A 25,480-nucleotide genomic window follows, 5' to 3' on the forward strand; every position below is an offset into this window, starting at 1 on the left:
CTAACTGCCAGGTGCGGCCTCGCCGACCACTCGATGGCCGTTGACGCCGCATTTCATGCCCTCTACCTGGGAGTTTAAGAGCTCTCTGTGGATTGCCGGTTGCGGGGCAGCAGGTCCCACACATGCTCGGTCTCGTTCACCGAGGAGACCGACCTCGCGCCACTGCGCGAGAACAGCACACGCGTCACCGAGCAGTAGTCGATCGGGAAGCCGAGCACCTTCGGGGTCTGCAGAATGTCCTGCAGCAGGATGTTGATCACGCCGCCGTGGGCGAACAGCGCCACGGTGTCGGTGTGAGCGCTGGCCGAGACGATATCGGCCACACCGGCCAGAACTCGCTGCCGAAACGCCTGCTCGTCGACCTGCTCGGGCAGATGCCCGGCCTTGATGCGATCGAAGGCCTCACGGAATTCGGTCTTGGCCGACTCGATCGGAACGTAGCCGCCGAAGTCGCGATCGTATTCGGTCAGGCGCTCGTCGGGTTCGACTGTCAGACCGAGCCGATCGGCCAACGGTTGCGCAGTCCGGACGGCCCGCAGCTGCGAACTCGAGACGACTCGGGAAATCGGGAACCGGGCCACGGCACCCGGCACTCGCTGAGACTGTTCGACGCCGAGTTCGGCGAGAGCGGGATCGGCCGAGGTCTCCGACCGTTGCGGAAGGGCATGCCGCACCAGAACCAGTTGCATCGACTCACCTAATCACGAGTGTTCGACCACTGCGCAGCACCATCGATCGAAAAGCCGCAACCTGACGCGGCGAATCGGCCCGTGGATCCCACACCATGCCGATTCGCCTACGTGCGGCCGGTTGGGTGAGTCCGATGTCCACCGTTCCGCCCTCGGCGCCATGCGCACGGATTCGCGGCAGGATGGCGATGCCGAGACCGGCCCCGACGAGTCCGCGCACCGTGTGGGTGTCCTGCCCCTCGAATGCGATGCGCGGAGTGAAACCGGCGTCCGCCCACAGCTCGTCGCAGATCGACCGCATCCCGAAACCGTGGCCCATCGCGATGTAGTTCTCTTCGGCGGTGTCGGCGAGATCGACCGATCTGCGTGAGGCGAGGCGATGATCGGCCGGAACCACGAGCATCAGCCTCTCGTCGTAGAGCTGGAACGAATTGTCGTCCGTGTGCTCGGCGCTGAGGGAGACGAACGCGAGGTCCGAGACCCCATCGTCGAGACGGTCGAGGCAGCGTGCGCGGGCACCCTGATCCAGATCGAACGTGACGGCCGGGTGGTCGATGCGGAACTGCCGGATCAGCGCCGGTACGACGTCCTCGCCCAGGGTGTTCTGAAACGCCACTGCGATACGGCCGCGGGCCCGGGCGTCGTGCTCGGTCATCGCGTCGATACCGGCGTCGATATCGCTCAACGCCCGCTGGAGATAAGGAATCAGCACTCGGCCGGTGCTGGTGAGCACGATGCCGCGGCCGCGTCGTTCGACGATGTCGACACCCAGAATCGCCGAGGCGCGGGCGACCTGCCGACTGACGGTGGGCTGTGGAACGCCCAGGACGTGGGCAGCGTCGGTGATGTGTTCGGTGTCGGCTACCGCGACGAGAGTCGGCAGCAGCGGCAGCAGTTCGATCGCTTCGCGACGCATCGTCGAATCATATCGCTGGCGTATCGGATTGCTACCTCTCATGCATTGGACGAATACCGTGAGCGCTTCTAACGTGATCTGCATGACTACGACGCAGCCCGAGGTCCTCGGATGGGAGGGACATCCCAGGGGATCGCGCGAATACCGCCGGCTCGTCCTGGCACTGCTGTTCGCCGGAGTAGCAACGTTCGCTCAGCTGTATTCGGTGCAGGGAATCCTGCCGCTCATCGCCGCCGATCTCGACATCACGCCGTCGCAGTCCTCGCTCGCCGTCGGACTCGCGACGGTCGGGGTCGCGGTGTCGGTCATTCCCTGGTCGGTTGCGGCCGACCGCATCGGCCGAGTTCGGGCCATGACGGCGTCGATCCTCACTGCCACGACGTTGGGACTGCTGGTACCGCTCGCGCCCTCGCTCGACGTGCTCCTGGTCGTTCGATTCTTCGAAGGTGCGGCACTGGGCGGTCTCCCGGCCATCGCGATCGCGTACCTCAGCGAAGAGGTACATCGCAATCACACGGCCCTTGCTGCAGCGACCTACGTCTCCGGCACAACGCTCGGCGGACTGCTCGGCCGAATCGTCGCGGGACCCGTTGCGGAATACACCAACTGGCGAATCGGTACCCTGACCGTCTCATTGATCGCCGCCCTCGCCGCCGCGCTGTTCGTGTGGCTCGCACCTCGGCCGCGAACGACGCTCGTGCACAGCCAGATTCGTGACCTGCCGGGACGACTCCGGGTGAACCTGCGCGAACCGGGGATGGCGGCACTCTACGGCCAGGGATTCCTGCTGATGGGCGGCTTCGTCGCGATCTACAACTACCTCGGATTCCGTTTGGAGGCGGTGCCTTTCGGTCTCCCACAGTCCCTGATCAGCTTGATCTTCGTGGCGTACCTCAGCGGTACCGTGTCCTCACGGGTAGCGGGCACGCTCGCGACGAAGCACGGCAGGTCGGTGGTGCTCGCCGGATCCACCGCGACGATGATCGCCGGAGTGGCACTGACGATGGCGTCGAACCTCGTCGTCATTCTGACCGGACTGGTGATCCTGACCATGGGATTCTTTGCCGCCCACGCCATTGCGTCGGGATGGACCGGACAACGCGCCGTCCACGGCCGCGCGCAGGCAACCTCGCTGTACAACCTCTTCTACTACGGCGGATCGTCCATCGTCGGATGGATCGGCGGCGTCGTGTTCCAGTCGCTGGGATGGGACGCGTTGGCGCTGTTCGTCATTGGGTTGGCGCTGATCGCAGGCGTGTGGGCTGCATGCCTGAACGGCCGATTGGCGCAGCCTGTATCAGTAGGTTGACGTGTTTGCGGCAGCGATGGCAAAAATGACGATCGCACCCACGATGACGACGAAGAGCGCGATCGATACGTATCCGATGATCAGCCCTGCCGTCGCGAACCCGGCCCCGCCTTCGCCGGTGCGCTTGATCTGACCGCGCGAAATGTGGCCACACACCACCGCGCACACCGACGCGAGCAACGGAATGAACGTCAGACCGAGAATGGCCAACACGAGCGACACGATCGCCAACGTGTTGGTGGACGCGGGAGCCTGATAACCGCCGGCATAGGGCGCATTTCCGTACTGCGGGTTGGGGTACTGCGGGTTGGGGTACTGGGGATTTTGGTATTGGGTGTTGGGGTATTGGGGGTTCTGGTGCTGCGCATTCGGATCCCGATACGGAGGATATTGCTGCTGACCCCCGTACGACTCGTCCTTCATGGATGCGTCGAACGAATCGCTGCCTTCACCCTGCGGATAGCCCATGGCGGGAGTGTGACACCTCGACACCGTCGCCGCAAGAGCGCGTGCAGTGGTTATGTCGCGAGCTTGCCCCAGCCCACATACGCGTCGACGGTCACGTAACCGGTCACCCGAGGCTGATCCCGAACCGGATACGGATTTCCGGTGTAATGCGTCGAAATGCGATCGATATCCACCAGATTCGGGTCGTCCTGCAACTCGATCGAGCCGTGCACCGTCACATGCGTGTACCAACTGGCCTCGTCCAACACCGAAATGGAGACCTTCGGATTGGCCCTGATGTGCTCGAGACGCTTCCGAGACGCGTCGAAATTGAGCACGATCTTCCCGTCCTCCCACAAATACCAGGTGGGTGCGGTGATCGGCGTTCCATCGGCACGAACCACAGCCATGACGGCGGGATTCGGCTTCTTCAACAATTCCACAGCAGCATCGGGCAACGGGGGCTTCGGCATACGACAACCTTACGACTCGACCCCCGCTCTGGTCCTGCTTCCGCCCACTCCCGCCCCCCCGAGTCCACTCGATGTGCCATTGACTGCCCAAAAGGCCACTGAATGTCACATCGAGTGCACTGGGGGATCGGGTGCACTCGGGAATCGGGTGCATCGGGGTGTGGATCGGCGACTACAGGTTGGGGAGTTTTACTACCTGTCCGGCGTAGGAGAGTCCGGCACCGAAGGCGAGCAGCAGTGCGGTGTCTCCTGCTTTTGCTTTGCCGGTACGCAGTAGTTCTTCCATGGCCAGTGGGATCGAGGCTGCCGAGGTGTTGCCGGTTTCGGCGATGTCGTTGGCGACCGGGGTGCCGTCGGCGAGGTTCAGGCTCTTGGCCAGTAGTTCGGTGATGCGGCTGTTGGCCTGGTGGGGGATGAAGGCGTGCAGTTCGTCGGTCTTGATGCCGGCGACGTCGAGGACTCGCTGCGCGGCTTTGCCCATTTCGAATGCGGCCCAGCGGAAGACGGAAATTCCGTTCATCCGGATCCAGGGGCGCTCGAGGCCTTCTTCGGTGATGTAGTCGTACCAGTCGGTTGTCTGGACGATGGCGTCGGATTGCGAGCCGTCGGAGCCCCAGACGGCGGGCCCGATCTCGGTTTCGTCGCTCTGTCCGACGACCACGGCACCGGCGCCGTCGGCGAAGATGAAGCGTGTGGTGCGGTCGTAGGGGTCGGTGGTGACGCTGAGCTGTTCTGCACCGATGACGAGGACGTACTTGGAGGTACCGGCCTTGACCAGGTCCGATGCGACGGTGAGGGAGTAGCAGAAGCCTGCGCAGCCGGCGCAGATGTCGAATGCGGCTGGCCCCTTGGTGCCGAGTCCGTGAGCTACTTTCGCGGCTGCTTGGGGTGTCAGTTCGAGATGCGTCGAGGTGGCGACGATGACGGTGTCGACTTGGTCGGCCGTGATTCCGCTGGCCTCGATGGCCTTACGACCTGCCGCGATGGACATCTCCACGACGTTTTCCTTGGGATCGGCGAAGCGCCGGTTCTTGATTCCCGAGCGCGTCTGGATCCACTCGTCGCTCGAGTCGATGAATTCACAGATCTCGTCGTTGGTCACGATTCGCTCGGGGCGGTGAACGCCTAGTCCGAGTAGTTTCGACTGTCGTCCCTGCGTCGTGCTGATCGCACCCATCTTCAATTTCCTCTCGTGCTACCGCGCCATCGCCGAGCTTCGGCTCGGGTCTTGGGCTGCGGGCTCGGTGACACACGTTACGTGCGTCGCCGCGAGGAGTTCACACCAGTTCGGCGATGAGGGCCGCGACCTCGGCGGGTTTGTCGATCATGGCGTGGTGATGGGCGGGCATGACGACGGTGAACTCCGCTTGCAGGTAGGCAGCGAGTTTGCGCTGTGTTCGTATCCATCTCTTGCCCCACGGCGACGGCCTGCCCGTGTGTGCGGCCGCCACGATGACGGGCACATCGAGTCGGAACTGCTTACGGATGCGGTTGAGTTCGACGGCGAGATCCGGGTAGACGACGTCTTCCACCAGCGCCGCTGCGAGGTAGGTGGGTCGGCGATAGATGTCGTCGACCCAGTCGAACGTCTCCTGCGGTGTGCCGTCGGGGGGTGTCGCCTGGTTGAGGACGCGGCGCACACGGGGTCCGACCAGCTGTTGCAGACCGGTCTTGGTGAGCATCGTCGTGATCAGGTGTGCGGTCTTGACGCGCACGGCTGCCGGGATGATGCGTCGGGGGTCGGATTCGGCGCTGGAATCGAGGAGCAGGACTCCGCGGATGCGCGACGGGTACAGGCGGGCGACGGCCTCTGCATAGAAGCCGGCGATCGAGTGGCCGGCGACGACGGCCGGTTCGGTCACACCGAGTGCGTCGAGGACGCCGGCGATCCTCTCTGCCTCCCCGCGGACGGTGGGCGTGGCACCGACGGGCAGGGGATCGCTGAGTCCGAAGCCGGGGCGGTCGAGAACGACCACGTGATGGTGGGCGCTCAAGATGTCGACGGTGTCGTTCCAGTCGAACCAATTGCTGCCGAGGCCTCCGCAGAGGACGACCGTGGGGCCGGTTCCGCGTACGAACAGATGCAGACGTTGTCCGTCCACCTCGACGTATCGACCGGGCGGATGTTTCACGGGAAACAACGCACTGCGTTCGGCTCGATTCCCGCTGTCCATATTTGGTTCCCCACGATGCTCTGCCGACCTGTCGTCTGTTTCACCCCCCAGTTTCCATCATTTTCCCGGTTTTGCACACTCGCCCTCGTGGAGCGGTTGTGGAGGACGTCATTGACGGGGCTTGGCCAGCGGGAACGCCAACGTTTCGCGGATGCTACCTCCGGTGATGAGCATGACGACCCTGTCGACGCCCATGCCGAGACCACCGGTCGGCGGCATCCCGTGCTCGAGTGCCTGCAGGAAGTCCTCGTCCAAGCTCATCGCCTCCTCGTCGCCCCCGGCCGCCAACAGAGACTGTTCGGTCAGGCGCTGCCGCTGATCGACAGGGTCGGTCAACTCGCTGTACGCGGTACCCAACTCCACGCCCCACGCGACGAGATCCCATTTCTCAGCGACGCCCGGAATGCTCCGATGCGGCCTCGTCAACGGCGACATCGACGTCGGGAAGTCCTTGTAGAAGGTGGGGAATTCGGTGTAGTCCTCGACGAGATGCTCGTACATTCCCTGGGCGACGGCCCCTGCATCCCAAGTCTTCTCGTACGGAATGTCGTTCTCGTCGCACAGGCGTTGCAGTTCGCCGAGTGGGGTCGACGGTTCGACGGGAACGCCCAACTTCTCGGCGACGGCACCGTGCAGCGTCTTGACGGGCCACTCGCCGGAGATGTCGATCTCGATCATCTCTCCGTTCGGGCCGTCGGGGCGCAAGATGATCTCGCGTCCGTGCGCCGCAACCGCAGCCCGCTGAATCAACTGGCGGCACAACACCATTGCGCGTTCGTAGTCGCTGTGGGCCTCGTACGCCTCGAGGATCGTGAACTCGGGATTGTGTTTGAAATCCGCTCCTTCGTTGCGGAACACACGCCCGATCTCGAACACCTTCTCCATGCCTGCGACGCACAGGCGCTTGAGATACAGCTCCGGGGCGATTCGCAGGTAGAGATCGAGGTTGTAGGCATTGATGTGGGTGACGAACGGCGCGGCGTTCGCACCGCCGTGCACCTGCTGCAGAATCGGTGTCTCGACTTCCATGTACCCGCGCTCTCCCAGCGAATCACGGAGGGATTTCACCACATTCGAGCGTGCGATCAGGAGAGCACGAGCATCCCGATTGATTGCCAGGTCCACATACCGCTGCCGCACCCGAGCCTCGGGGTCGGTGAGGCCGCGACACTTGTCCGGCAACGGATGCAGGCACTTGGCGTTCATTCGCCACTCGGTGGCCAGCAGCGAGAGCTCACCACGCCTGCTGTATCCGATGGTTCCGCTGACCTCGATGAGGTCGCCCAGGTCGAAGTCGGCATCGAATTCTTCGATTCTGTCGCCGACGCGTTCGCGGTCGAACAGCACCTGGATATCGGCCGACCAGTCACGGATGACGGCGAAGGACACGCTGCCGTAGTCACGGATACGCAGAATGCGGCCGGCGATTCGCACCGTTGTACCCTGCGGCGATGCAACCGCTGCCTCGACCGTATGAGTCGGGGGATAGGCGACGGGATAGCCCTCGGTGCCCTCGCGTTCGAGTCGATCGAGCTTCGACATGCGCACGCGCACCTGGTCGGGACGCTTACGGCCCGGTGTCGGCTCGTCCGGGACGCTGTCGGGTCCGCTGCCGTCGGGATGAATGTCGTCGGCGTCGGCCAGAGCTGCTGGCACCGCAACGTGGGAACCGGTGTGCTTCGAGGCGCGTCGGAAGGTCGGGAGGGTCAAAAAGCCCTCGGCGATGGCCGACGCGACGCCGACCTTGGGCAACACCCGATTGTCTGCGAAGCACAGGTAGCGCGGCTCCCATTCCGGAAGGTACTTCACGTTCGAGCGATACAGGGCCTCGAGCTGCCACCACCGGGAGAAGAACACCAGCACGCTGCGCCAGATTCGCAACACCGGCCCGGCACCGATCCGGCTGCCCTCCTCGAACGCCGCGCGGAACACCGCGAAGTTCAGCGAGATCTTGCTGATACCGAAATGGTCTGCGCCGGTGGCGAGCTCGGTCACCATCAGTTCGATCAACCCATTGGGCGACGCCGGGTCGCGGCGCATCAGATCCAGCGACGCACCGGTACGACCCCACGGCACCAACGAGAGAACACCGATCACCTTCTCACCCTGAACCGCCTGCACCAGAAGACAATCGCCGTCGAGCGGATCACCCAGCCGGCCCAACGCCATCGAGAAACCACGCTCGGTCTCGGTATCGCGCCACGCATCGGCGCAGGCAATGATCTCCGACATCTCCTCCGACGAAATATCTCGATGACGACGCACGGTGACCACGACACCCGCCTTGCGAGCCCGGTTGACCGCCTGACGCACGGGGCGCATCTCGCGTCCATTGAGGTTGAAATCTTTGGGTTTCAGGATTGCTTCGTCGCCGAGTTCGAGGACGCTCAGTCCGGCCCGCTTGTACGCGGTGGCCCCGATCTCGCTGGCTCCCATGACAGCTGGGGTCCAACCGTACTTCTCGGCCAGGTCCAACCATTCCGATATCGCATGCGGCCAGGCCTCGGGGTTGCCGATCGGGTCACCACTCGCCAGACACACACCGACCTCGACGCGATACGTCACCGCCGCCTTGCCGCTGGTGGCGAATATGACGCCCTTGTCGCGCCGGGTGGCGAAGTAGCCGAGGGAATCGTCGGCGCCCCACTTGTCGAGCAGGCCACGCAGAGCAGACTCGTCGCGACCGGTGAGCGCATTGCTCGACCGCTGAGAACGAAACAACGTGATGACTGCGCCCAGCAACGCCAACGCTCCGAACAGACCCAACGCCGTGTTCACGATTCCGTTCGGCCTGCCGTCGAACTGCTCGTTGTCCACCGTCGCCAACGCCGTCACGCGATTGAACGCCCACAGGAACGTCTGACTCTCCGGCAACGAACCGGGGAACAACGCAACGAGCGCCCACCCGATCACCGTTCCGATGGCAGCGCCCAGCACGAGCACCCCGAGCGCTTTCCACACCGCACCACGACGCACCCGCGTGTAGAACTCCTTGCGCGCAGCGATCAACAACCCCGTCACCACGACATGCAAGGCCAGCGCAATCCACGAATTGACGTTCTTGTCCGTGATGCCCTCGACGACATTGGTGATCGCCAACAACACCAGATAAATCGTCAGCAACCACCACGCAATGCGCTTACGGCTCGCCAACGCCGCCGCTAACAACCCGACCACCAGCGCCCACGACAAACTCGTATCGGGAGCATCGAAGTAATAGTTGTCCACGTACTCGCGAGGAACGTGAATCAGGAAACGAAGAGTGGGCGACAGACTCCACAGAAACAACAACACCGCGAACACGCCGAGCACCAAGCCCGCGATATGGGGCACCTCACTCAAACGACCGCGCGCGGGTGGCACGAACGACCGCGGAGCCATGGACCCGGACCGCTCCGAGGGAACTGCTGTCGCCGTCATATCTCACTCCCGAAGTCAGAATGCCCTTGCAACGTAGACGGTATCCCCGCCGACCCGAGTCAGTTGCCCATTGCCCGCACCCCCGCCCACTCAATGTGACGCTCAGTGGCCTTTTCGGCAGTCAATGTCACATCGAGTGGACTCAGGTCGGGTGCGGGCAGCGGATCTTCTTGTGCACTAAATGTTGGTACGGCGCTCGTGGGTTGGGAGTTTGTCCACAGGGCGTGAGTTATCCACAGGGCAATTCGTTTCCCGTCGTCGAGTCGGATTCGCAGTGTGCGGACTGTGCATCATCATGGGTATGAAGCGGGGTGGAGCACGAGTCGATGCGAAGGTGATCGCGGCTGCGTCGGATCGCGGCTTCATGCGGACAGCTCATCTGCTCGAGCTCGGGGTGGCGTCGAAGACCATTGTTCGACGCACCCAGCCGGACGGCAGATGGTCACGGGCGCTACCTGGGTTGGTGTTCTTGAAGAATCGCTCGCTGACGCCGATGGAACGCGCCACAGCGGTGGCGATCTACTGCGGCAAAGACGCTGTCATCAGCGGTCGGGCAGGGTTGGCGTTGCATGGATTGGGCCCGTCGGGCTCGTTGGAGGAGACTTTCGCACTGATTCCAGAGCCGCAACATCGCAAGTCCGTGAGCTTCGCAGTGGTGGAGCGAACGTGGCGAATGCCGACGGCGGAGACGAAGTCGGGACTTCGCGTCGCCCCGATCGTTCGGTGCTTGTGCGATGCAGTTCGGCGTATGAAGAATGCCGAGCAGTGCATGGCGTTGATTGCGAGTGTCGTGCAGAAAGGCGCGGCCACCGTGGATGCGATCATGAAGGAGCTCGACGCCGGTAGTACACGAGGGACGGCGATGCCGCGACGGGTGCTGCGGGAATTGGCGGCCGGCGCGCATTCCGTTGCAGAGGCCCAGGCCCAGAAGCTGTACGCGCGCAGCGGACTTCCGGCGATGCAACACAACGTTGTCGTCCACGACGAGCGGGGAAAGTTTCTGTTGATCGCTGACAATTGGCTCGATGACGTCGCATTGGATTGGGAGATCGACTCGCTGGAATACCACCTCTCGCCCGCGGCGCACAGGGCGACGGTGGCGCGTCGTGAGCGAGCGCAGAACGCGGGCCTCATCGTGGTGACACATCTGCCGAGCGATATTCGGGACGACCCGGAACGCGTACTGTCCGACCTTCGGGCGCGTTACGAGCAGGCCAAGGCGCGACCGCGACCGAATGTGACGGTCCGACCGCGAGCAGATCAGGCTTATCGTCGGTCGGGCTGATACACCCAGACCATGTGCTCGCCGGTCTCGGACGCAGCTGCGATCGGTTGATGCTCGATCCTGTCGAGAACGAAGCCAAGCCTCCTGGGTACAGCCTGACTTCTGAAATTCGCTGCATCACAATGAATTTCGACTCGAATGACTCCGTCCAGTTTCAAGGCCTCCTGTATGAGGGCAGCGACGGCCTCGCTGATCACCCCATGTCCCTCGGCTCGGGCGTCGAGCCAGTATCCCAATTCGATTCCATGCGGGCCGATTCGGCGATGCATCCCGATCTTGCCCAGAAACGCACCACCTTCGAGGTCGAAAATTCCGTAATCGAACATCTCCCCGGCACCCCACTGCTCGACGGCCTCGGCGATACGAGCGAGTTGAGTCGAAGGCTGTGCGGCTTCTTCGGTCGCCCACCCCATCCAGGGCGCAAGGCGAACGAGATTGCGGTCGATCACGTCGGCAATGGCAACGGCATCGTCGGCCGATTCGCGACGAATGTCGAGGCGTTCGGTGACAATCCGATCGGGAGGCACGTGGAGCATGGTCAGCAGTGTGTCAACTGTGCACTCGACGTGCCAACGAATTTTGCTGCATTTTCACCCACCCGCAGTCCACTCGATGTGCCATTGACGGGCGAAAAGGTCACTGAAGGTCACATTGAGTGGACAAAGGGGGCAGGGGGCGGGGTCAGGAAGCCGACCAGGATCGCCAGGACAGTTTGTCGATGATGATGACCGGACCCTCGGGTCTGTTGTTTTTGTATTGACTGTATTTCGCGACCAAGGCGTCGGTGGCCGATGTGCCTTCGGTGCTGGAGGTTTCGACGATGTGGGCGTTTCCGTCGGCGCGGATCCACCAGAGTTGGGACCAGTCGTCGGTGTAGTGGTCGACGATGAGGCTGACGGCGGGGTCCGCGCGGATGTTGTCGAGTCGCTGGAGTTTTTGCGTTGTTTTGGGTTTCCAGTCGATGGCGGTGAAGATGCGGTCGCCGGTGGGGGCGACGGCGAAGACGATCGGTACCAGGTGCGGTGTGCCGTCGGGGTTGATGGTGGAGAGTTGGGCTCGGGGTGCGTCGGTGAAGCGTTGGACTTCGTTGTCGATCTTCACGTTCGGTTCCTCGGGTTATGCGGATTCGCTGTGGGTGCTGTGTCGGGTGATGAATTGTTCGAGTGCCGCAACGGGCATGGGGCGTCCGAGTAGGTGTCCTTGGCCGAAGGTTACGCCCATGTCGGTGCAGATCTGGAGTTGTTCCGGTGTCTCGATTCCCTCGATGACGGTGTCTTTGCCGAGGGTGGTGGTGACGTCGACGAGGGCTGTGCAGAGTGTGGTCATGGCGCGGCGTCGGTGCAGGTTGTCGCTGTCGAGGTGTTGGGTGAGGGATTTGTCGATCTTGAGGGTGTCGACGGGGAGGGTGGCGAGTCGTTCGAGGGAGGAGAAGCCGGAGCCGAAGTCGTCGATGGCGATGAGGACGCCGTGGCGTTGGACGTCGCGGAGTTGGTAGTGGACGGCGTCGAGGTCGTGGAGTGTCTGAGATTCGGAGAGTTCGAGGGCGAGCCGTCCGGGTTCGATGCCGTAGGTGTCGACAGTGTCGATGACGTCGGTGGCGAGGGTTCCTGTTGCGAAGTGGGCTGGGCTGATGTTGACGCCCACTTGGAGGTGGATGTTGCGGGTCTGCCAGTCGGCGATCGTGTGCGCGACCTCGGCGAGGATCCACATGCTCAGTGGGACGATGAGGTCGGCGTCCTCGGCGAGGGGGATGAAGGTGTCGGGCATCAGCAGGCCGAGTTCGGGGTGGTGCCATCGGATGAGGGCTTCCGCACCGACGACCGTTCCTGTCGCGAGTTCGACGATGGGTTGGTAGACCATGGTCAGTTCGCGCTCGACCATGGCGATGCCGCGTAGTCGTTCGATGAGTTCGAGTCGGGTGCGGTTGGTGTGATGGAGCTCGTCGGTGAAGACGTGGTGTTCGTTGCGTCCGACGGCTTTGGCGGCGTGCATGGCTGCGGCAGCGTTGTGGACCAGTTGGGTAGCGCTGATGTCGGTGTCGGTGCTCGAGGCGACTCCGACGCTGGCTGTGAGGGTGAGCTGGCGGCCGTCGAGCTCGAAGGCGGGCTCGAAGATGCTCGCGAATCCGGCAGCCAAGGCGCGTGCGGCTATGGAGTGGCAGCCCCGTGCAATGACGACGAATTCGTCGCCCGTGAGGCGGCCGATGGTGTCGCCGGGGCGGGTGGAGGCGAGGAGTCGGTCGGCGATCATGCAGAGCAGTTCATCGCCCTGTGCTGGTCCGAGGGCGTCGTTGAATTCTCGGAAGCCGTCTATGTCGACCAGCAGGACGCTGAACCGGCGGTCCGGAGTGCGGCCGTCGAGCTCGACGGTGATGAGGGCAAGGATCTCGTCGCGGTTCGGCAGGCCGGTCAGCGCGTCGCGTTGGGCCGCGGTTCCAGGAATGCCAGCGGTTCCGGACACTGCGGGGACATGACGGGGCGGCGCGTCGTGCTCTCGGCTCACTGTTCCCCCTCATGGCCGGACAGCCATGGGTGATAGTAACCGAAGAGTCTGCTTCAGCGCTATAAACAGGGAACATCCCCTTTTTTAGGACTATTAGAACACGGTGTCCTTGGTTTGTGGGCCGTTTGTGCGTCCTGTCGATGCTCGTTCTTCGACGCTCCAGATCGCGTCGTCCACACTGTCGCTGAGTCCGAGCACCCACCGGGCCGACGACCGGCCCTGATCGAACAGCGACTGCGCAACGGTGGTCAATCCGGCTTCGGCTGCGGCGGGGGAGTCGTCCCACCCGGTGACGGCCAGTCGCCCCGGAACGTCGATTCCGGCTGCGGCCGCAGCGTCGAGTACCCCGAGGGCAAGTTCGTCGCTCATCACGAGCAATGTGTCGATGGTATTGTCCTGCAACAACAGTCGCGCTGCTCGGTCGCCTTCTGCGCGCGCGTTGTGGGTGGTGAACAGAGTCGGCACCGTCGACCAGTCGATCCCTGATTGCAGGCACGCGTCTCGGTAGCCCTCGAGTCGCGCTCGGGTCACCGGCATCGAGATGTCCGACGCGTCCGCGCCACTCACGATCGTCGATTCGCGTCGGGTATCGGGTCTGAGAGCGACGATGGCAGGTCGAGATCGGCTGTTCAACGCGGCGGCGGCCACCGCGTCGGCTGCCGCTCTGTCGTCGATGGCTATCCAGTTCAGGCCGGGGTGGTCGGGCCCACCCTGGATGCACGTGGGGCGGCCGGTGTCGACGAGCACGTCGAGCAGTGGGTCGTCGATCTCGGTGGTCCATACGACGTACCCGTCGACCTGTGCGTCTCGGATACGTGCGTTGTCGGTGTCGCGGTGCAGGTTCGGCAGCATCACCAGCGCGGTGTCGGCGTCGAGACACGCTTCGGCGATACCGGACAGAAAGCGTCGAGCCTGGGGATCCTCGAAGGCATAGGTGAGCTTCTCGCCGAGGACGACGCCGATGCTGTTGTGCCGGCCACTGCGCAGAGACCGCGCCGTGCGGTTGGGACCGGCGTATCCGAGGGTGGCTGCTGCCTCGTGCACGCGATCGCGTGTGGCCGCCGAAACCCGGCTCGGTCGGTTGTAGGTGTACGAGACGCTCATGGTGGACACGCCGGCGGACGCCGCGACATCAGCCATGGTCACCCGAGTGTTCACCGGCCCACTGTAGCGCGCGGCAGGCTTTTGTGTAACGATACACAGCATGTCCTCGCCGCTACCGAAGCTGCTGGTGCTCGCCGCAGCCGCATTCATCTACGTCACGGCGGAAACGCTGCCCGTGGGTTTGCTCCCCGAGATATCCGGGGACCTCGGTGTCGGCGAATCCGCCGTGGGTCTCCTGCTCACCTTCTACGCGTACGGCGTCGCCGTGATGACGATGCCGTTGATCCGGTTCGTGCGCGAGTGGCCCCGACGGCGCGTCGTCGTCATCACCGTTGCCGCACTGGCACTCTCGCAACTCCTCTCGGCGGTATCCGTCGGCTATCCGATGTTGGTGATCTCCCGAATGCTCTGCGCGGCAACGCATGGAGTCTTCTGGGCCGTCGTCGCGCCCGTCGCGGCGTCGCTCGCGCTACCCGGTAAGCAGGGCAAGTCCATCGCCACGGTGTACGCCGGTACCTCGCTGGCACTGGTCGCCGGCAATCCACTCACTTCCGCCATGGGCCAATGGTTCGGATGGCGCACGGCAGCAACGATTCTCGGCATCGTGGCCGCAGCAATCGCGGTGGCGCTGTACTTCATCCTCCCGGTACTACCGGTTACCCGGGCGGCGTCGGAGAAGAAAAAGACACCGCGAGTGCTCGACGGCACCCTGGCCGTTCTGTGTGGAGTGACGTTTCTGGCCGTCCTCGGTCATTTCGCCGCATACACATACTTCTCGGTGATCGTCGACCGTGCCATCGGATCGGCGGGCACCACTCTGACCCTGATGTTGATGTTGTACGGGCTGTTCGGAGTGATCGGCATCTGGGTGATCGGCAGAACCTACGACCGGTGGCCTCGGCACTCGACCGTCGCCGCTCTGGGCGCAGTGACCGCTGCGGTGGCAGTTCTCTGGTGCACTCTGAGCGGAGCGCCGGGTAGCTGGGCCGTGTTCGCCGTCGGTGCGATCGCCTTGTGGGGACTGGCATTCACCACCCTCCCGGTGTGTATCCAATCGGCAGTGGTCAGAGCGGCCCCAGCCGATGCGGACAAGGCGTCGGCGATCTATGTCGTTGCCTTCCAGTTGGCGATCGCGACGGGCGCCCTGGTGGGCGGTGTGGTGATCGACCTCAGCGGCATCGTGGCCGTCACCGCTGCTGCAACGGCGCTGGTCGCCGCAGCGCTGGCCGTAGTCGTGATGGCGCGCAAGACCTTTCCGCGCAGCTATGCACAGGAGCCGGTGACAGCAGCGGCACGCTGACCGTCGAGGTACCCCGCACGATAGGGTCAGCACGCGGCGAACGAGGGAATCCGGTGCAAATCCGGAGCTGGCGCGCAACGGTGACGAGTGAGAGCTCGAAGTCCGAATGCTCGGACGTCGCGATCCACCTCCATCCGCGGCTCCGCGACACGAGCCCTCAGCAGGAAGCTCTGACGATGCGCACCACTCTCGCCGTACTAGGCGCTGTTTCGATCCTTGTTCTCGCCGGCTGTTCGTCCACTGCGACGACCGACGCAGCCACCCCGACCACCGGAAACTACCCGCTGACCATCGAAAACTGTGGCCGCGACGTCGTCATCGACGCCCCACCTCGACGCGCGGTCTCGTTGAATCAGGGTTCGACGGAAATTCTTCTCTCACTCGGCCTCGCCGACCGCATGGTCGGCTCCGCCACCTGGACCGATCCCGTCCGCGCAAACCTCGAATCGGAGAACGCGAAGGTCCCCAGGTTGGCGGACAACAAACCTTCCCTGGAGGTGGTTTTGGACGCCGAGCCCGACTTCGTTTCCGCGTCGTTCGGCGGCACCCTCGGGCCGGGAGGCGTCGCCGACAGGGACCAGTTCGAGCAGCTCGTTGTGCCGAGCTACCTCTCTCCCACCGACTGCAACGGCAAGACCGACGACAGCGTCAACTCCGACGGTGCGCGTACATCACCCCTCGAGATCGAGACCGTCTACCAGGAGATTCGCGACCTCGCAGCCATCTTCGACGTGCGTGATCGCGGCGAACGCTTCGTCGGCGAGCTGAAGGATCGCTTCGCGACGGCATCAGGAGCCGTCGACGCCTCGGGTGTGACGCTGGCGTACTGGTTCGCCGACACCGACACCCCGTACATGGCCGGTTGCTGTGGATCGTCGGGCATCATCACCGGATCCGTCGGCGCCGAGAACATCTACTCCGACACCACCGACGAATGGCCTCAGGTCAATTGGGAGAGTGTTCTCGATCGCAATCCGACGGCGCTCGTGCTCGCGGATCTGAGCCGACGGAGCATCGCCGGTGATGCTCTCGACAGCAAGATCGCCTTCCTGGAATCGAATCCCGTCACGAGTCGGCTCACCGCCGTCGAGGACAAGCGGTACATCGTAGTGAACGGCGCCGACCTCAACCCGTCGATCCGCACGATCGACGGGGTCGAAAAAGTTGCTGCGGCTCTGCAGAATTGGGGACTGACCACCCCATGAGCCGGACCGATCGCGGGTTGCTGATCCCGCTTCTGCTCGGTGGCTTCGTGGTGTTGGTGCTCTCGATCGGCGTGGCCGTGACGATCGGCCCGGCCAGCGTGTCGGTGTCCGATGTGTATCGAGTGATACTGGGGCACATCGGGATCGGCACGGCCGGAGTGAGCCGCATCGACGACGGTATCGTCTGGCAGTTGCGGTTGCCCCGAACGCTGCTCGCTGCCATCTGCGGTGCAGGCCTCGCGCTCTGCGGAGCCATCATGCAATCGCTGCTGCGCAATCCTCTGGCCGACCCGTTCGTGCTGGGTATCTCGTCGGGCGCATCCACCGGTGCCGTCGTCGTCGCAGTGCTCGGCGTCGGCGGCGGCGCACTGTCGCTGTCCACCGGAGCATTCGCCGGAGCACTGCTGTCGTTCGTGCTGGTGATGCTGCTCGCCGCAGGTGCAGGCGGCGGCAACGACCGGGTCGTACTCGCGGGAGTGGCAGGTACACAACTGTTCTCGGCTCTGACCTCATTCATCGTCATCTCCTCGGCCGACGCAGAACAAACCCGGGGAGTGTTGTTCTGGCTGCTCGGCTCCCTGAGCGGCGCCGACTGGACAGACGTGGCACTGTGCGGCGCTGTGGCACTGCTGGGAATAGTGGTGTGCCTGTTCAACACCTCTGCCCTCGATGCCTTCACCTTCGGGCACGACGCGGCCGCATCCCTCGGGGTTCCAGTGAAATGTGTGCGAATCCTGTTGCTGGTCATCACCGCACTGATCACGGCCGCCCTCGTCAGTGCCGCCGGAGCCATCGGATTCGTAGGCCTGGTTCTTCCACATGCCGCCCGCTTCCTCGTGGGAGCGCGCCACCGAAGACTGCTCCCGACGACGGTGGTGATGGGCGCGATCTTCATGGTCTGGGTCGACACCATCGCCCGAACGGTGTTCGCACCACAGGAAATTCCTGTCGGAGTGGTCACGGCACTGATCGGCGTGCCTGCTTTCGCACTGATTCTCTTTCGGCTCAGGAGATCTCGATGACACTGCACGCCAAAGACCTTCGATGGACCCGCGGTGGACACCCGATCCTCGACGGCATCAGCTTCGAGCCGGAACCCGGCGAGACCATCGGCCTGATCGGCCCCAACGGCTCGGGTAAATCATCGCTACTGCGCATCCTCGCCGGCATCGTCGCCCCCGACAGCGGCGACGTATTGCTCGACGGAGACAACCTGCGAACACTACGTCGACGCCGCATCGCCAGACGCGTGGCAATTGTCGACCAACACTCCGACACCGACGTCGACATCAGCGTCCGTGACGTCGTCCGTCTCGGCCGCATCCCACATCACGGCATCCTCGGCGGCGACGCATCCGAAGACGATGCCGCCATCGCACGAGCACTCACCGACACCGCCATGGCATCGAAAGCCACCAGACGATGGCACACCCTTTCCGGCGGCGAACGCCAACGAGTCCAGATCGCCCGAGCTCTCGCCCAACAACCCACCGAACTACTGCTCGACGAGCCGACCAATCACCTCGACATCCAACACCAACTCGATATCCTCACCCTCGTCGCAGGCCTACCCCTGAGCAGCTACATCGCCCTCCACGACCTCAACCTCGCGGCGATGTTCTGCAACCGGATCGTCGTCCTGAACAACGGTGCCATCGTGGCATCGGGAACGCCGAACGAAGTGATCACCGAACACCTGGTGCGCACGGTATACAACGTGCACGCCAGCGTCACGAATGCCGACAACTACCCACAGGTGACCTACCGCCGCCCCGCACCGTCCGACCCTGGGGTCCACTCGATGTGACATTGACCCCCGAAAAGGCCACTAGATGTCACATTGAGTACCCGCGGATTGCACGCTGTCACGCCGGGCCGGGGATCTAGAGTTGCCGCAGTTTCTTCTCGAATGCGTCGATGCGTGTGGTGTCCTCGAAGAAGTCTTCTTGGGAGATGATTTTCCCCCAGCTCGTGCGGACCAGGAGCACTGTGCGGTTGCTGTAGATCTGGGTACCGTCGGCTGCGTGGGCTCGGTCGTCGAATCGCGCGAGAAGGGTCATTCGCCAGGGTGCGCCGCCGCTGTAGATTTCGGTGATCTGTCCTTTGATACCGGCTGCGACGAAGTCCTGGAAGAATTTTTCGATGGCTGCACGACCGCGGTGTGTGCCCGACCAGCGGCTGTCTCCATCGGCGAACTTGAGCACTGCGTCTCGGTGGAAGGACGACAGTAGCGGGCGGTAGTTGCCGTTGTTCAGTGCTTCGATGTCTCGCTGCAGCTTGAGTGTCAGCGCTCGCATCAGCAGGAGCTTGAATGCGAAGGCCGTCGAGATGCCGGCCAGAAATCTCAGTTGCATGCCCATACGTTTGCCTACCGTTCACCGACGTGTCAATCGAGTCGGCGGTACGTTCTGTCGATGATCGATCATGTGCAGGTCGCGTGTCCGGCGGGCGGCGAGGATCTCGAGCGTGCGTTCTACTCAGGAGCCTTGGGCTGGGAGGAGATCCCGAAGCCGCCGCTGTTGGCCGTACGCGGGGGCTGTTGGTTTCGGGTGCCGGGTGTGGGTGGTCCCGACGGCGAGTTGCATGTCGGGATCGACGACGACTTTCGTCCGGCAGTGAAGGCGCACCCGGCTCTTGTCGCCGATGTCGATGCAACCGCTGTGGCGTTGACGTCTGCGGGCTACCCGGTGAATTGGGCCGACCCTGAGGAGATCCCGGGTCGACGACGGTTCCATACCCGCGATGGCGTGGGCAATCGAATCGAATTCGTAGCAGCTCGATAGTTGTCGAGTGTCATCGCTAAGCCGGAGAATCGGCCTCCTGACTTCTCCGGATGACGATGCTCGAGATCGAAGCCGATGCATGTGCCGAAAGACGCAGCGGTGGCGGCAGGCCGGAGCATCGTGGACGATCGCTTCCATGCAGAGTTGGGACGAACGAATCGCGGAATTCTGGCGGGACGCAGACGACACAGACCCCGTTCGTATGCGGATTCAGATCGACCGATTGCTTTCCCTTGCACAGTGTTCCGATGCCCGTGGATTGTTCGAGCGAGCTTCCCTGGAAGACTTTCTGGGCGAAGAATCCGCGGCCGTCCCGCTGTACGAGGCATCGTTGTCCCGCGGGCTCGATGTCGACAGGGAGAACCAGGCTCGGATTCAACTGGCGAGCTCGCTCCGAAACGTGGGCCGACAGGACGACGCGTTGCGAGTGCTCGAGGAGTTCGAGTTCTCAACCGAATACTTGCCTGCGCGGGATGCATTCGTGGCACTCGCACTATGGGACAAGGGGGACGGGGCACAGGCTCTGCGGACCGCACTGCACGCAGCAGATCCGGCGCTGGGGAGATACCGTCGAGCAATCGGGGCCTACGCGGCGGAGTTGTTCGACGACGGACCACCGTGAGGTCGGAACGGAACAATGGCGTCGTCGACGGCGTTTTCTGTTGACGTTCGTGCACGCTTGTTTCGACGACCGAGGGGAATTCATGACCGGTAGTTCCTACGATCCACATGCGCTTCTCGAGCAGAGCCGAATCGGCGTGCTCGCCACCATCAAAGCCAGCGGAACACCGCAGCTGTCCCCGGTGACGCCGTTCTACGATCGGGCAGCCGGCACCATCACGATCTCGGTCACCGATGGGCGAGCGAAAACGGCGAATCTGCGCCGAGACCCTCGTGCCGCACTCGAAGTGACCAGCGCCGACGGCACCGCATGGGCAACGGCGGAAGGACCCGTCACCCTCACCGGCCCTGGATCGTCACCCGACAGCCCCGAAGTCGATGCCCTGGTGGACTACTTCCGCGCCGCTGCCGGCGAACACCCCGATTGGAACGAATACCGAGCAGTCATGGTCGCTGATCGGCGAGTACTGATAACCATCGCGGTGACACACGTCTACGGCCAATCGATCGCCTGACCGCCCTTGCAGGTCCACTCGATGTGACATTGACTGCCTAAAAGGCCACCGAAGGTCACATTGAGTGCAAGCCATCGCACCGGTCAAGTGACCTGGTACACGTCTAGCTCGACCGAGTTCGGCAAGCGTTCACCGGATCCGACGAACAATCGTTCGTTCATCCACGCGAGTCGGCTCGCGGCAGAGGACAGGCGCGGTTGGCTCCTGAAGTACACGCGGTCGGCGGCGACGTGTTCACCGTGGACAAGTGCGTCGATGTCTTCCTTGGTGCCGCTTCGGATGCCGACGTTGTGTACTGCGATTCGTTCGCCTGCATCGGTCTCGAGCGCGTATCTGGCGTCCAGTTCGGTGAGCGTAGCGGTTCGGAGAATCTGGTGGTCCGCTCCGCCGGGCAGTACCCGACCGTGCAGGAGCGGGCCATCGACGGTCCCGCCGAGGATCGGGACAAGCCTGCGGTGACCATCGCCCACCTCGCCGAGATCGATCGGAACGCCCACCGTCACCGACAGATGTGCGATGAATATCAGCCCGGGGCCCACCTCAGTTGGTTCGGTCGGCGAACCCGTCGGGCAGATCGGCCGGCGCGACCGACACGATCGTCTCGTCGTCGACGCCCACGTTCTCGAACAGCGTGATTCTTGCGAATTCGGGGACCACGTAGATGGGGTAGGTCGGTCCGGCATCACGGTAGGTGCGCATCTCGTCGAGGTGATCATTCTGGTAGAGAACGGTTCTCGTTCCGTCCAGTTCGATCCACTGCGGGAAGAAAATGGTTCCGTGCAGACGTCGCTTACCTGGTATGACGTTGACGACGACGGATGTTCCGGTGGGTTCGTTCCAGGAGATCTTGTAGACGTCGTCGTCGAGCTGAACGAGGTCGACTTCCTGGTCCTTGACCCACCGTCCTCCGACCATGCCGGTGTGAATTCGGTAGTCGATGGTCGTGGCGTTCTTGACGTACATCTCGTACTGCCAGTGGTTTGCGTAGGTGTAGATGAATCGGTGTCCGACGATTCCGCTCAGGTCTTGACTCGGAATCGGGTTCTGGACCGTGGTCTCTGAAGTCATGATCATATTTTGTCACAAAACTATGTTTGCGGCAAAACTAGCTGTGCGATCATCGGACGATGCACTCCACCGCCATCGAACTCGGTCGACAACTGGGACCCCTTCGGCGCTCGTTGCTTCGCGCGACCCGCGAAGCCGCGGACTTGCCGGACCTCCCGGACTCGCACGTCGAAGTGATGAGGGCCCTGGTCGACAAGCCGTCCATGAGCCCCGGAGTCCTCGCCGCACATCTCAACCTCGCCCGATCCACCGTCAGCAACCTGATCAAAGCAATGGTCGACGCGGGTCTCGTCGAACGATCGATCTCGTCGAACGACCTCCGGGGAGCGACCCTGACGGCGTCGCCGACGGCCCTGCGTCTCCTCGCCGAATATGACGCAGTCAGTTCGCAGGTGCTTTCCGACGCACTCGACGAGCTGACCGTGGACAGCCGTCGAGCACTCTCTGCGGCAATCCCCGCTTTGGCCGACATCACCGAAATCCTGTCTCGTCGACCGTCCTGAACTCTCGGCCCGGTCAACCGAAGTCCACTCGATGTGACATTGACCCCCGAAAAGGCCACTAAATGTCACATTGAGTGGTCACGGCAGGCCGCGACGGGAGGGAAGGGGTGTGGAATCGAAGCAATGGCTATCGGCTTCGTTGGACTGGAATCCAGAGTTCCCCGGCACCCGAGGACCAATCGGGGGAGTTTTCGGTGATGGTGAGCAGTTCCGGTCCCGGGATCACTTCGTAGGGGTTGGAGGGGAACCATTCGCTGAAGGCGTCGGCCCAGAGTTGTTGGAGTGCGGGGGCGAGTGCGGTGTCGCTGCGTGTTTCGAATACCGCCCAGGTCGATGCGGGCACGGCGAGGGTGTTCCAGTCGGGTGATGCGGGTGATGTGCTGGCGACGGCGAAGTAGTAGTCGAAGAGACTGCCGTCTTCGCGTTCCGGTTCGAAGCCGTCGCTGACGAAGAGGATGTCCGGGAGTTCGGGCAGGTCGGCGAGTTCGAGTAGCTTTTCGCCGGTTCCGGGGGCGAGGCTTCGGTGGAAATCGGTCATGGCGGTGTTCTCCCCGTGGAACCGGAGTGGGATTCGGGTGGTTTTGCCGACGATGTGGAATGCCGGCAGGTCGGTGATGCGGTATCGCATGGTGCTTCGTCCTTCGATGGTCAGGTGAAATGTCACGGCTTGTCTGGAACGAAGGATGGCTCCGGGTCGGCGTGCTCGAGATGGTGTGATGCCGTGCAGGTCTCGGAAGGCGCGGGTGAATGCGTCCGCGGTGTACCCGTATTTGGTCGCAACGTCGAGTACGCCCTGCCCGTCGAGAATGTCTGCTGCTGCCAGTGTCATTCGGCGTTGTCGGATGTAGTGCGACAGCGGTAGTCCAGCCAGTGCCGAGAACACGCGTCGAAAGTGGTACTCCGATGTGAGGGTGATCCGAGCGAGCTCGGTCGGATCGATCTCGCGGTCGAGATTGTTCTCGATGTAGTCGAGTGCTGCGTTCCATGGTTCGAGCATGTGCCGGTGACCTTCCTTTGTTCTGCCCGAAACGATAGGAGCACTGCACCGATGGAGTCTCGACTTTCCGTGCCGCGAAAGGTCGGATTCAGATCGTGCGCAGGTGCCGCTGTCTTCGATGAGAACGTGAACGGCCGAGTTCGTTTAGCGCAGAGCGAGATTGAGCATCGGCAGGCCGGTAGACGATCAACCGTAGGTCCGGGTCGCCGAGTGGCGTGAGGACATCGAATGTCACGGTCACCGGTCCGACGATCGGATGATGCATGGGTTTGTCCCCCCGGCTGCGAACCGACACTTCTCGGGACTGCCAATAGCGGGAGAATTCTGCGCTGCCTCGTTCGAGTTCGTCGATCAAGGCCGCGAGTTCGCCGTCGTGTGAATGATTCACCCAGGCGGCACGTAGGTCGGCGACTGCACCGCGGACGACGTCGTCGCGCGCATCGTAGAAGCCATCGAACCGGCTGTCCAGGAAACACATTCGTAGAACATTGCGCTCCGACGCCGGACGGTCGTCGATGTCGAGAAGCAGCGCGGCCATGATCTCGTTTGCGGCGAGGATGTCGAGTCGGTGGTTGAGCACCATCGCTGGCAGCGGGGCGACGTCGTCGAGCAGCTGCCGTATGCCGTCGGGCACCTGCTGTGCAGTAGACCTTTCGGGTGCGCGATGGCCGGCGAGGGTGAACAGGTAGCCGGTCTGATCAGCCGACAGCTTCAGTGCATGCGACAGTGACTGCACCACCTGGGCGGATGGCCGAACATCACGTGCCTGCTCGAGCCGTACCAAATAGTCGACGCTCACACCGGCCAGCGTTGCGACCTCCTCACGTCTCAAACCGGGCGTGCGTGACGCTCCTATCCGCGGTGGTAGACCGACGTCCGTCGGCGCGAGCGCCTCGCGTCGGGCACGCAGAAATGCCGCCAGCTCCTGCCGACCTCGCTGCGGCGGCGTCGTATTCACTCATTCAGGGTAGAGCAGTTCTGCGTAATCAGCCTGGTATCGCGCGTCCCAGGAAGAACAGATCCTTCCCGCTGCTCGACGCATCTGTGACCGTGATCGAGGTAGATGAATCGAGGAGAGGGACAAGACATGACGCGCATGGACGACTATCGATTGCTCGGACGCTCGGGACTGCGGGTATCACCATTGTCGTTGGGAACCATGACATTCGGCGACGCCTGGGGGTGGGGTGCCGACAAGACGGACTCGAAACGCATCTTCGACGCGTATCTCGATGCCGGGGGCAACATGGTCGATACCGCCAACATCTACACCGACGGCCAATCGGAACGATATCTCGGCGAGTTTCTCCGTGGGCGACGTGACTCGGTCGTCGTAGCGACCAAGTACGCGGCGACGCGTGATCCGTTGGATCCGAATGCCGGTGGGGGTGGCAGAAAGAGTCTGCGAGGGTCCGTCGAAGCGAGCCTGAAGAACCTCGGGACGGACTACATCGATCTGCTGTACTTGCACGCGTGGGACGGTATGACGCCGAGCGACGAGGTCATCGCATCGCTCGGCGACCTGGTGTGCTCGGGAAAGGTTCTCTATCTAGGCATTTCGGATACACCGGCATGGGAGGTCGCGCGCATGCAGACCCTTGCCGACGTCCGGGGCCGGCCGTCGTTCGCGGCGCTTCAGGTGGAATACAGCCTGATCGAACGAACCACCGAACGCGAATTGCTTCCCATGGCAGCAGGCCTTGGGATCGGCGTGATTCCCTGGGCACCGCTCGGCGGCGGAGTGCTGACAGGAAAGTACACCGCCGCGGACCTCGCGACTCCGGGTTCCGATGCGCCGGCCGGAACTCGACGTGACCATGCGAAGGCGAACGGAACGCTGACCACGCGGGGGCTCGCAATCGCGGACGCCGTCGTCGGGGTCGCTCGCCAACTCGACGTGACTCCTGCTCAGGTGGCTCTGGCGTGGACGCTTCGGCATCCGTCCGTCGTCAGCTCGTTGATCGGCGCGCGCACTCCGGAACAGTTGCAGCAGAACATCTCTGCCCTCGACGTCGCATTCGACGAAAACCAACTCGACACACTGCACGCGGCCAGCGATATCGACCTCGGGTTCCCGCACGAGTTCTTGATGCGACCTATGGTGCGAGGCGTCACCACCGGCCGCACGACGGTTCGGCCCCGTCCCATCAGGACCTGGTGAACCGTAGA

At 63.2% G+C, this 25,480-nt stretch carries 27 protein-coding genes and 1 riboswitch; of the genes, 11 read left to right on the forward strand and 16 right to left on the reverse strand.

Annotation, left to right across the window (positions count from 1 at the left end; translation table 11 throughout):
* Window positions 1-74: 74 nt before the first annotated feature.
* A complete protein-coding gene (locus R4P57_RS05865; RefSeq protein ID WP_317801917.1) occupies window positions 75-689 on the reverse strand; it encodes a histidine phosphatase family protein in 615 nt (204 codons plus the stop codon).
* Window positions 690-693: 4 nt separating this feature from the next.
* Window positions 694-1,605 carry a LysR family transcriptional regulator gene (locus tag R4P57_RS05870; RefSeq protein WP_317801918.1) on the reverse strand — a complete coding sequence of 304 codons (912 nt, stop codon included), beginning with the start codon at window positions 1,603-1,605 and terminating at the stop codon, window positions 694-696.
* Window positions 1,606-1,687: 82 nt separating this feature from the next.
* Between R4P57_RS05870 and R4P57_RS05875 the strand changes: the two genes are divergently transcribed.
* Window positions 1,688-2,914: an MFS transporter gene (locus R4P57_RS05875; RefSeq protein WP_317801919.1), complete on the forward strand. Its 1,227-nt coding sequence runs from the start codon at window positions 1,688-1,690 to the stop codon at window positions 2,912-2,914.
* Here the strand turns inward: R4P57_RS05875 and R4P57_RS05880 are convergent.
* The 5 genes from R4P57_RS05880 to lysX form a co-directional block, all read right to left on the reverse strand.
* The gene (locus R4P57_RS05880; RefSeq protein ID WP_317801920.1) at window positions 2,903-3,382 is read right to left on the reverse strand and encodes a DUF4190 domain-containing protein; all 480 of its coding nucleotides are present in this window, start codon (window positions 3,380-3,382) and stop codon (window positions 2,903-2,905) included. The two genes, R4P57_RS05875 and R4P57_RS05880, sit on opposite strands and share 12 nt — an antisense overlap.
* A gap of 50 nt (window positions 3,383-3,432) precedes the next feature.
* On the reverse strand, window positions 3,433-3,834 hold the full coding sequence (locus tag R4P57_RS05885; protein ID WP_317801921.1) for a PPOX class F420-dependent oxidoreductase: 402 nt from the start codon (window positions 3,832-3,834) through the stop codon (window positions 3,433-3,435).
* A gap of 172 nt (window positions 3,835-4,006) precedes the next feature.
* Complete coding sequence (locus tag R4P57_RS05890) at window positions 4,007-5,011, reverse strand: beta-ketoacyl-ACP synthase III (RefSeq protein ID WP_317801922.1); 1,005 nt, start codon at window positions 5,009-5,011, stop codon at window positions 4,007-4,009.
* 100 nt (window positions 5,012-5,111) lie between these two features.
* Window positions 5,112-6,008 (reverse strand): alpha/beta hydrolase, encoded by an 897-nt coding sequence (locus R4P57_RS05895; RefSeq protein ID WP_317801923.1) that lies wholly within the window; start codon window positions 6,006-6,008, stop codon window positions 5,112-5,114.
* Between the two features lie 108 nt (window positions 6,009-6,116).
* Window positions 6,117-9,428, reverse strand: a complete 3,312-nt coding sequence (gene lysX, locus R4P57_RS05900) for a bifunctional lysylphosphatidylglycerol synthetase/lysine--tRNA ligase LysX (protein ID WP_317801924.1) — start codon at window positions 9,426-9,428, stop codon at window positions 6,117-6,119.
* A 295-nt stretch (window positions 9,429-9,723) separates the two neighbouring features.
* On the opposite strand from lysX, the gene R4P57_RS05905 reads away from it, so the two are divergent.
* Entirely contained in the window at window positions 9,724-10,713 is a 990-nt protein-coding gene (locus R4P57_RS05905; protein ID WP_317801925.1) for a hypothetical protein, read from the forward strand.
* Here the strand turns inward: R4P57_RS05905 and R4P57_RS05910 are convergent.
* From R4P57_RS05910 to R4P57_RS05925, 4 genes are all read right to left on the reverse strand, one after another.
* Entirely contained in the window at window positions 10,695-11,249 is a 555-nt protein-coding gene (locus R4P57_RS05910) for a GNAT family protein (protein ID WP_317801926.1), read from the reverse strand. The two genes, R4P57_RS05905 and R4P57_RS05910, sit on opposite strands and share 19 nt — an antisense overlap.
* Window positions 11,250-11,394: 145 nt before the next feature.
* The gene (locus R4P57_RS05915; RefSeq protein ID WP_317801927.1) at window positions 11,395-11,814 is read right to left on the reverse strand and encodes a TIGR03668 family PPOX class F420-dependent oxidoreductase; all 420 of its coding nucleotides are present in this window, start codon (window positions 11,812-11,814) and stop codon (window positions 11,395-11,397) included.
* 15 nt (window positions 11,815-11,829) lie between these two features.
* Window positions 11,830-13,173, reverse strand: coding sequence for a bifunctional diguanylate cyclase/phosphodiesterase (locus tag R4P57_RS05920; protein WP_317801928.1), 1,344 nt, complete (start codon window positions 13,171-13,173; stop codon window positions 11,830-11,832).
* Window positions 13,174-13,308: 135 nt separating this feature from the next.
* Window positions 13,309-14,373 (reverse strand): substrate-binding domain-containing protein, encoded by a 1,065-nt coding sequence (locus tag R4P57_RS05925; protein WP_317801929.1) that lies wholly within the window; start codon window positions 14,371-14,373, stop codon window positions 13,309-13,311.
* Between the two features lie 46 nt (window positions 14,374-14,419).
* Between R4P57_RS05925 and R4P57_RS05930 the strand changes: the two genes are divergently transcribed.
* From R4P57_RS05930 to R4P57_RS05945, 4 genes are all read left to right on the forward strand, one after another.
* Window positions 14,420-15,619, forward strand: a complete 1,200-nt coding sequence (locus R4P57_RS05930) for an MFS transporter (RefSeq protein ID WP_317801930.1) — start codon at window positions 14,420-14,422, stop codon at window positions 15,617-15,619.
* Window positions 15,615-15,749: riboswitch (cobalamin riboswitch) on the forward strand. Its footprint overlaps the gene before it by 5 nt.
* A gap of 46 nt (window positions 15,750-15,795) precedes the next feature.
* Window positions 15,796-16,824: an ABC transporter substrate-binding protein gene (locus R4P57_RS05935; protein WP_317801931.1), complete on the forward strand. Its 1,029-nt coding sequence runs from the start codon at window positions 15,796-15,798 to the stop codon at window positions 16,822-16,824.
* Window positions 16,821-17,846, forward strand: a complete 1,026-nt coding sequence (locus tag R4P57_RS05940) for a FecCD family ABC transporter permease (protein ID WP_317801932.1) — start codon at window positions 16,821-16,823, stop codon at window positions 17,844-17,846. The genes R4P57_RS05935 and R4P57_RS05940 overlap by 4 nt, the downstream gene beginning before the upstream one ends.
* On the forward strand, window positions 17,843-18,631 hold the full coding sequence (locus tag R4P57_RS05945) for an ABC transporter ATP-binding protein (protein WP_317801933.1): 789 nt from the start codon (window positions 17,843-17,845) through the stop codon (window positions 18,629-18,631). The genes R4P57_RS05940 and R4P57_RS05945 overlap by 4 nt, the downstream gene beginning before the upstream one ends.
* Window positions 18,632-18,707: 76 nt before the next feature.
* On the opposite strand, the gene R4P57_RS05950 is transcribed toward R4P57_RS05945, so the two are convergent.
* Window positions 18,708-19,178: a nuclear transport factor 2 family protein gene (locus R4P57_RS05950; RefSeq protein ID WP_317801934.1), complete on the reverse strand. Its 471-nt coding sequence runs from the start codon at window positions 19,176-19,178 to the stop codon at window positions 18,708-18,710.
* Window positions 19,179-19,238: 60 nt separating this feature from the next.
* On the opposite strand from R4P57_RS05950, the gene R4P57_RS05955 reads away from it, so the two are divergent.
* From R4P57_RS05955 to R4P57_RS05965, 3 genes are all read left to right on the forward strand, one after another.
* The gene (locus R4P57_RS05955) at window positions 19,239-19,607 is read left to right on the forward strand and encodes a glyoxalase (RefSeq protein ID WP_317801935.1); all 369 of its coding nucleotides are present in this window, start codon (window positions 19,239-19,241) and stop codon (window positions 19,605-19,607) included.
* A gap of 136 nt (window positions 19,608-19,743) precedes the next feature.
* Entirely contained in the window at window positions 19,744-20,229 is a 486-nt protein-coding gene (locus tag R4P57_RS05960; RefSeq protein WP_317801936.1) for a tetratricopeptide repeat protein, read from the forward strand.
* An 82-nt stretch (window positions 20,230-20,311) separates the two neighbouring features.
* Entirely contained in the window at window positions 20,312-20,743 is a 432-nt protein-coding gene (locus R4P57_RS05965; protein ID WP_317801937.1) for a PPOX class F420-dependent oxidoreductase, read from the forward strand.
* Window positions 20,744-20,826: 83 nt separating this feature from the next.
* Here R4P57_RS05965 and R4P57_RS05970 read toward each other — a convergent pair whose 3' ends face one another.
* Both R4P57_RS05970 and R4P57_RS05975 read right to left on the reverse strand, forming a co-directional pair.
* Window positions 20,827-21,282: a DUF3237 domain-containing protein gene (locus tag R4P57_RS05970; RefSeq protein ID WP_317801938.1), complete on the reverse strand. Its 456-nt coding sequence runs from the start codon at window positions 21,280-21,282 to the stop codon at window positions 20,827-20,829.
* Between the two features lies 1 nt (window position 21,283).
* A complete protein-coding gene (locus R4P57_RS05975; RefSeq protein ID WP_317801939.1) occupies window positions 21,284-21,811 on the reverse strand; it encodes a phenolic acid decarboxylase in 528 nt (175 codons plus the stop codon).
* A 59-nt stretch (window positions 21,812-21,870) separates the two neighbouring features.
* Between R4P57_RS05975 and R4P57_RS05980 the strand changes: the two genes are divergently transcribed.
* On the forward strand, window positions 21,871-22,314 hold the full coding sequence (locus R4P57_RS05980) for a MarR family winged helix-turn-helix transcriptional regulator (protein ID WP_317801940.1): 444 nt from the start codon (window positions 21,871-21,873) through the stop codon (window positions 22,312-22,314).
* A gap of 127 nt (window positions 22,315-22,441) precedes the next feature.
* Here the strand turns inward: R4P57_RS05980 and R4P57_RS05985 are convergent, their stop codons facing one another.
* Both R4P57_RS05985 and R4P57_RS05990 read right to left on the reverse strand, forming a co-directional pair.
* Window positions 22,442-23,311 carry an AraC family transcriptional regulator gene (locus R4P57_RS05985; RefSeq protein ID WP_317801941.1) on the reverse strand — a complete coding sequence of 290 codons (870 nt, stop codon included), beginning with the start codon at window positions 23,309-23,311 and terminating at the stop codon, window positions 22,442-22,444.
* An 88-nt stretch (window positions 23,312-23,399) separates the two neighbouring features.
* Window positions 23,400-24,269, reverse strand: a complete 870-nt coding sequence (locus R4P57_RS05990) for a helix-turn-helix transcriptional regulator (RefSeq protein ID WP_317801942.1) — start codon at window positions 24,267-24,269, stop codon at window positions 23,400-23,402.
* A 129-nt stretch (window positions 24,270-24,398) separates the two neighbouring features.
* On the opposite strand from R4P57_RS05990, the gene R4P57_RS05995 reads away from it, so the two are divergent.
* The gene (locus tag R4P57_RS05995) at window positions 24,399-25,472 is read left to right on the forward strand and encodes an aldo/keto reductase (protein ID WP_317801943.1); all 1,074 of its coding nucleotides are present in this window, start codon (window positions 24,399-24,401) and stop codon (window positions 25,470-25,472) included.
* The last annotated feature ends 8 nt before the right edge of the window (window positions 25,473-25,480 follow it).

The sequence above is a fragment of the Rhodococcus sp. IEGM 1330 genome, assembly GCF_033142445.1.
In the GTDB taxonomy this organism is placed as follows: Bacteria; Actinomycetota; Actinomycetes; order Mycobacteriales; family Mycobacteriaceae; genus Rhodococcoides.

What these genes read in the sequence shown, in the direction of transcription:
- R4P57_RS05865 (WP_317801917.1), bottom strand. Translation starts at nt 689, where the DNA reads ATGCAACTGGTTCTGGTGCGGCATGCCCTTCCGCAACGGTCGGAGACC.
- R4P57_RS05870 (WP_317801918.1), bottom strand. Translation starts at nt 1,605, where the DNA reads ATGCGTCGCGAAGCGATCGAACTGCTGCCGCTGCTGCCGACTCTCGTC.
- R4P57_RS05875 (WP_317801919.1), top strand. Translation starts at nt 1,688, where the DNA reads ATGACTACGACGCAGCCCGAGGTCCTCGGATGGGAGGGACATCCCAGG.
- R4P57_RS05880 (WP_317801920.1), bottom strand. Translation starts at nt 3,382, where the DNA reads ATGGGCTATCCGCAGGGTGAAGGCAGCGATTCGTTCGACGCATCCATG.
- R4P57_RS05885 (WP_317801921.1), bottom strand. Translation starts at nt 3,834, where the DNA reads ATGCCGAAGCCCCCGTTGCCCGATGCTGCTGTGGAATTGTTGAAGAAG.
- R4P57_RS05890 (WP_317801922.1), bottom strand. Translation starts at nt 5,011, where the DNA reads ATGGGTGCGATCAGCACGACGCAGGGACGACAGTCGAAACTACTCGGA.
- R4P57_RS05895 (WP_317801923.1), bottom strand. Translation starts at nt 6,008, where the DNA reads ATGGACAGCGGGAATCGAGCCGAACGCAGTGCGTTGTTTCCCGTGAAA.
- lysX (WP_317801924.1), bottom strand. Translation starts at nt 9,428, where the DNA reads ATGACGGCGACAGCAGTTCCCTCGGAGCGGTCCGGGTCCATGGCTCCG.
- R4P57_RS05905 (WP_317801925.1), top strand. Translation starts at nt 9,724, where the DNA reads ATGGGTATGAAGCGGGGTGGAGCACGAGTCGATGCGAAGGTGATCGCG.
- R4P57_RS05910 (WP_317801926.1), bottom strand. Translation starts at nt 11,249, where the DNA reads ATGCTCCACGTGCCTCCCGATCGGATTGTCACCGAACGCCTCGACATT.
- R4P57_RS05930 (WP_317801930.1), top strand. Translation starts at nt 14,420, where the DNA reads ATGTCCTCGCCGCTACCGAAGCTGCTGGTGCTCGCCGCAGCCGCATTC.
- R4P57_RS05935 (WP_317801931.1), top strand. Translation starts at nt 15,796, where the DNA reads ATGCGCACCACTCTCGCCGTACTAGGCGCTGTTTCGATCCTTGTTCTC.
- R4P57_RS05940 (WP_317801932.1), top strand. Translation starts at nt 16,821, where the DNA reads ATGAGCCGGACCGATCGCGGGTTGCTGATCCCGCTTCTGCTCGGTGGC.
- R4P57_RS05945 (WP_317801933.1), top strand. Translation starts at nt 17,843, where the DNA reads ATGACACTGCACGCCAAAGACCTTCGATGGACCCGCGGTGGACACCCG.
- R4P57_RS05950 (WP_317801934.1), bottom strand. Translation starts at nt 19,178, where the DNA reads ATGCAACTGAGATTTCTGGCCGGCATCTCGACGGCCTTCGCATTCAAG.
- R4P57_RS05955 (WP_317801935.1), top strand. Translation starts at nt 19,239, where the DNA reads ATGATCGATCATGTGCAGGTCGCGTGTCCGGCGGGCGGCGAGGATCTC.
- R4P57_RS05960 (WP_317801936.1), top strand. Translation starts at nt 19,744, where the DNA reads ATGCAGAGTTGGGACGAACGAATCGCGGAATTCTGGCGGGACGCAGAC.
- R4P57_RS05965 (WP_317801937.1), top strand. Translation starts at nt 20,312, where the DNA reads ATGACCGGTAGTTCCTACGATCCACATGCGCTTCTCGAGCAGAGCCGA.
- R4P57_RS05975 (WP_317801939.1), bottom strand. Translation starts at nt 21,811, where the DNA reads ATGACTTCAGAGACCACGGTCCAGAACCCGATTCCGAGTCAAGACCTG.
- R4P57_RS05980 (WP_317801940.1), top strand. Translation starts at nt 21,871, where the DNA reads ATGCACTCCACCGCCATCGAACTCGGTCGACAACTGGGACCCCTTCGG.
- R4P57_RS05985 (WP_317801941.1), bottom strand. Translation starts at nt 23,311, where the DNA reads ATGCTCGAACCATGGAACGCAGCACTCGACTACATCGAGAACAATCTC.
- R4P57_RS05995 (WP_317801943.1), top strand. Translation starts at nt 24,399, where the DNA reads ATGACGCGCATGGACGACTATCGATTGCTCGGACGCTCGGGACTGCGG.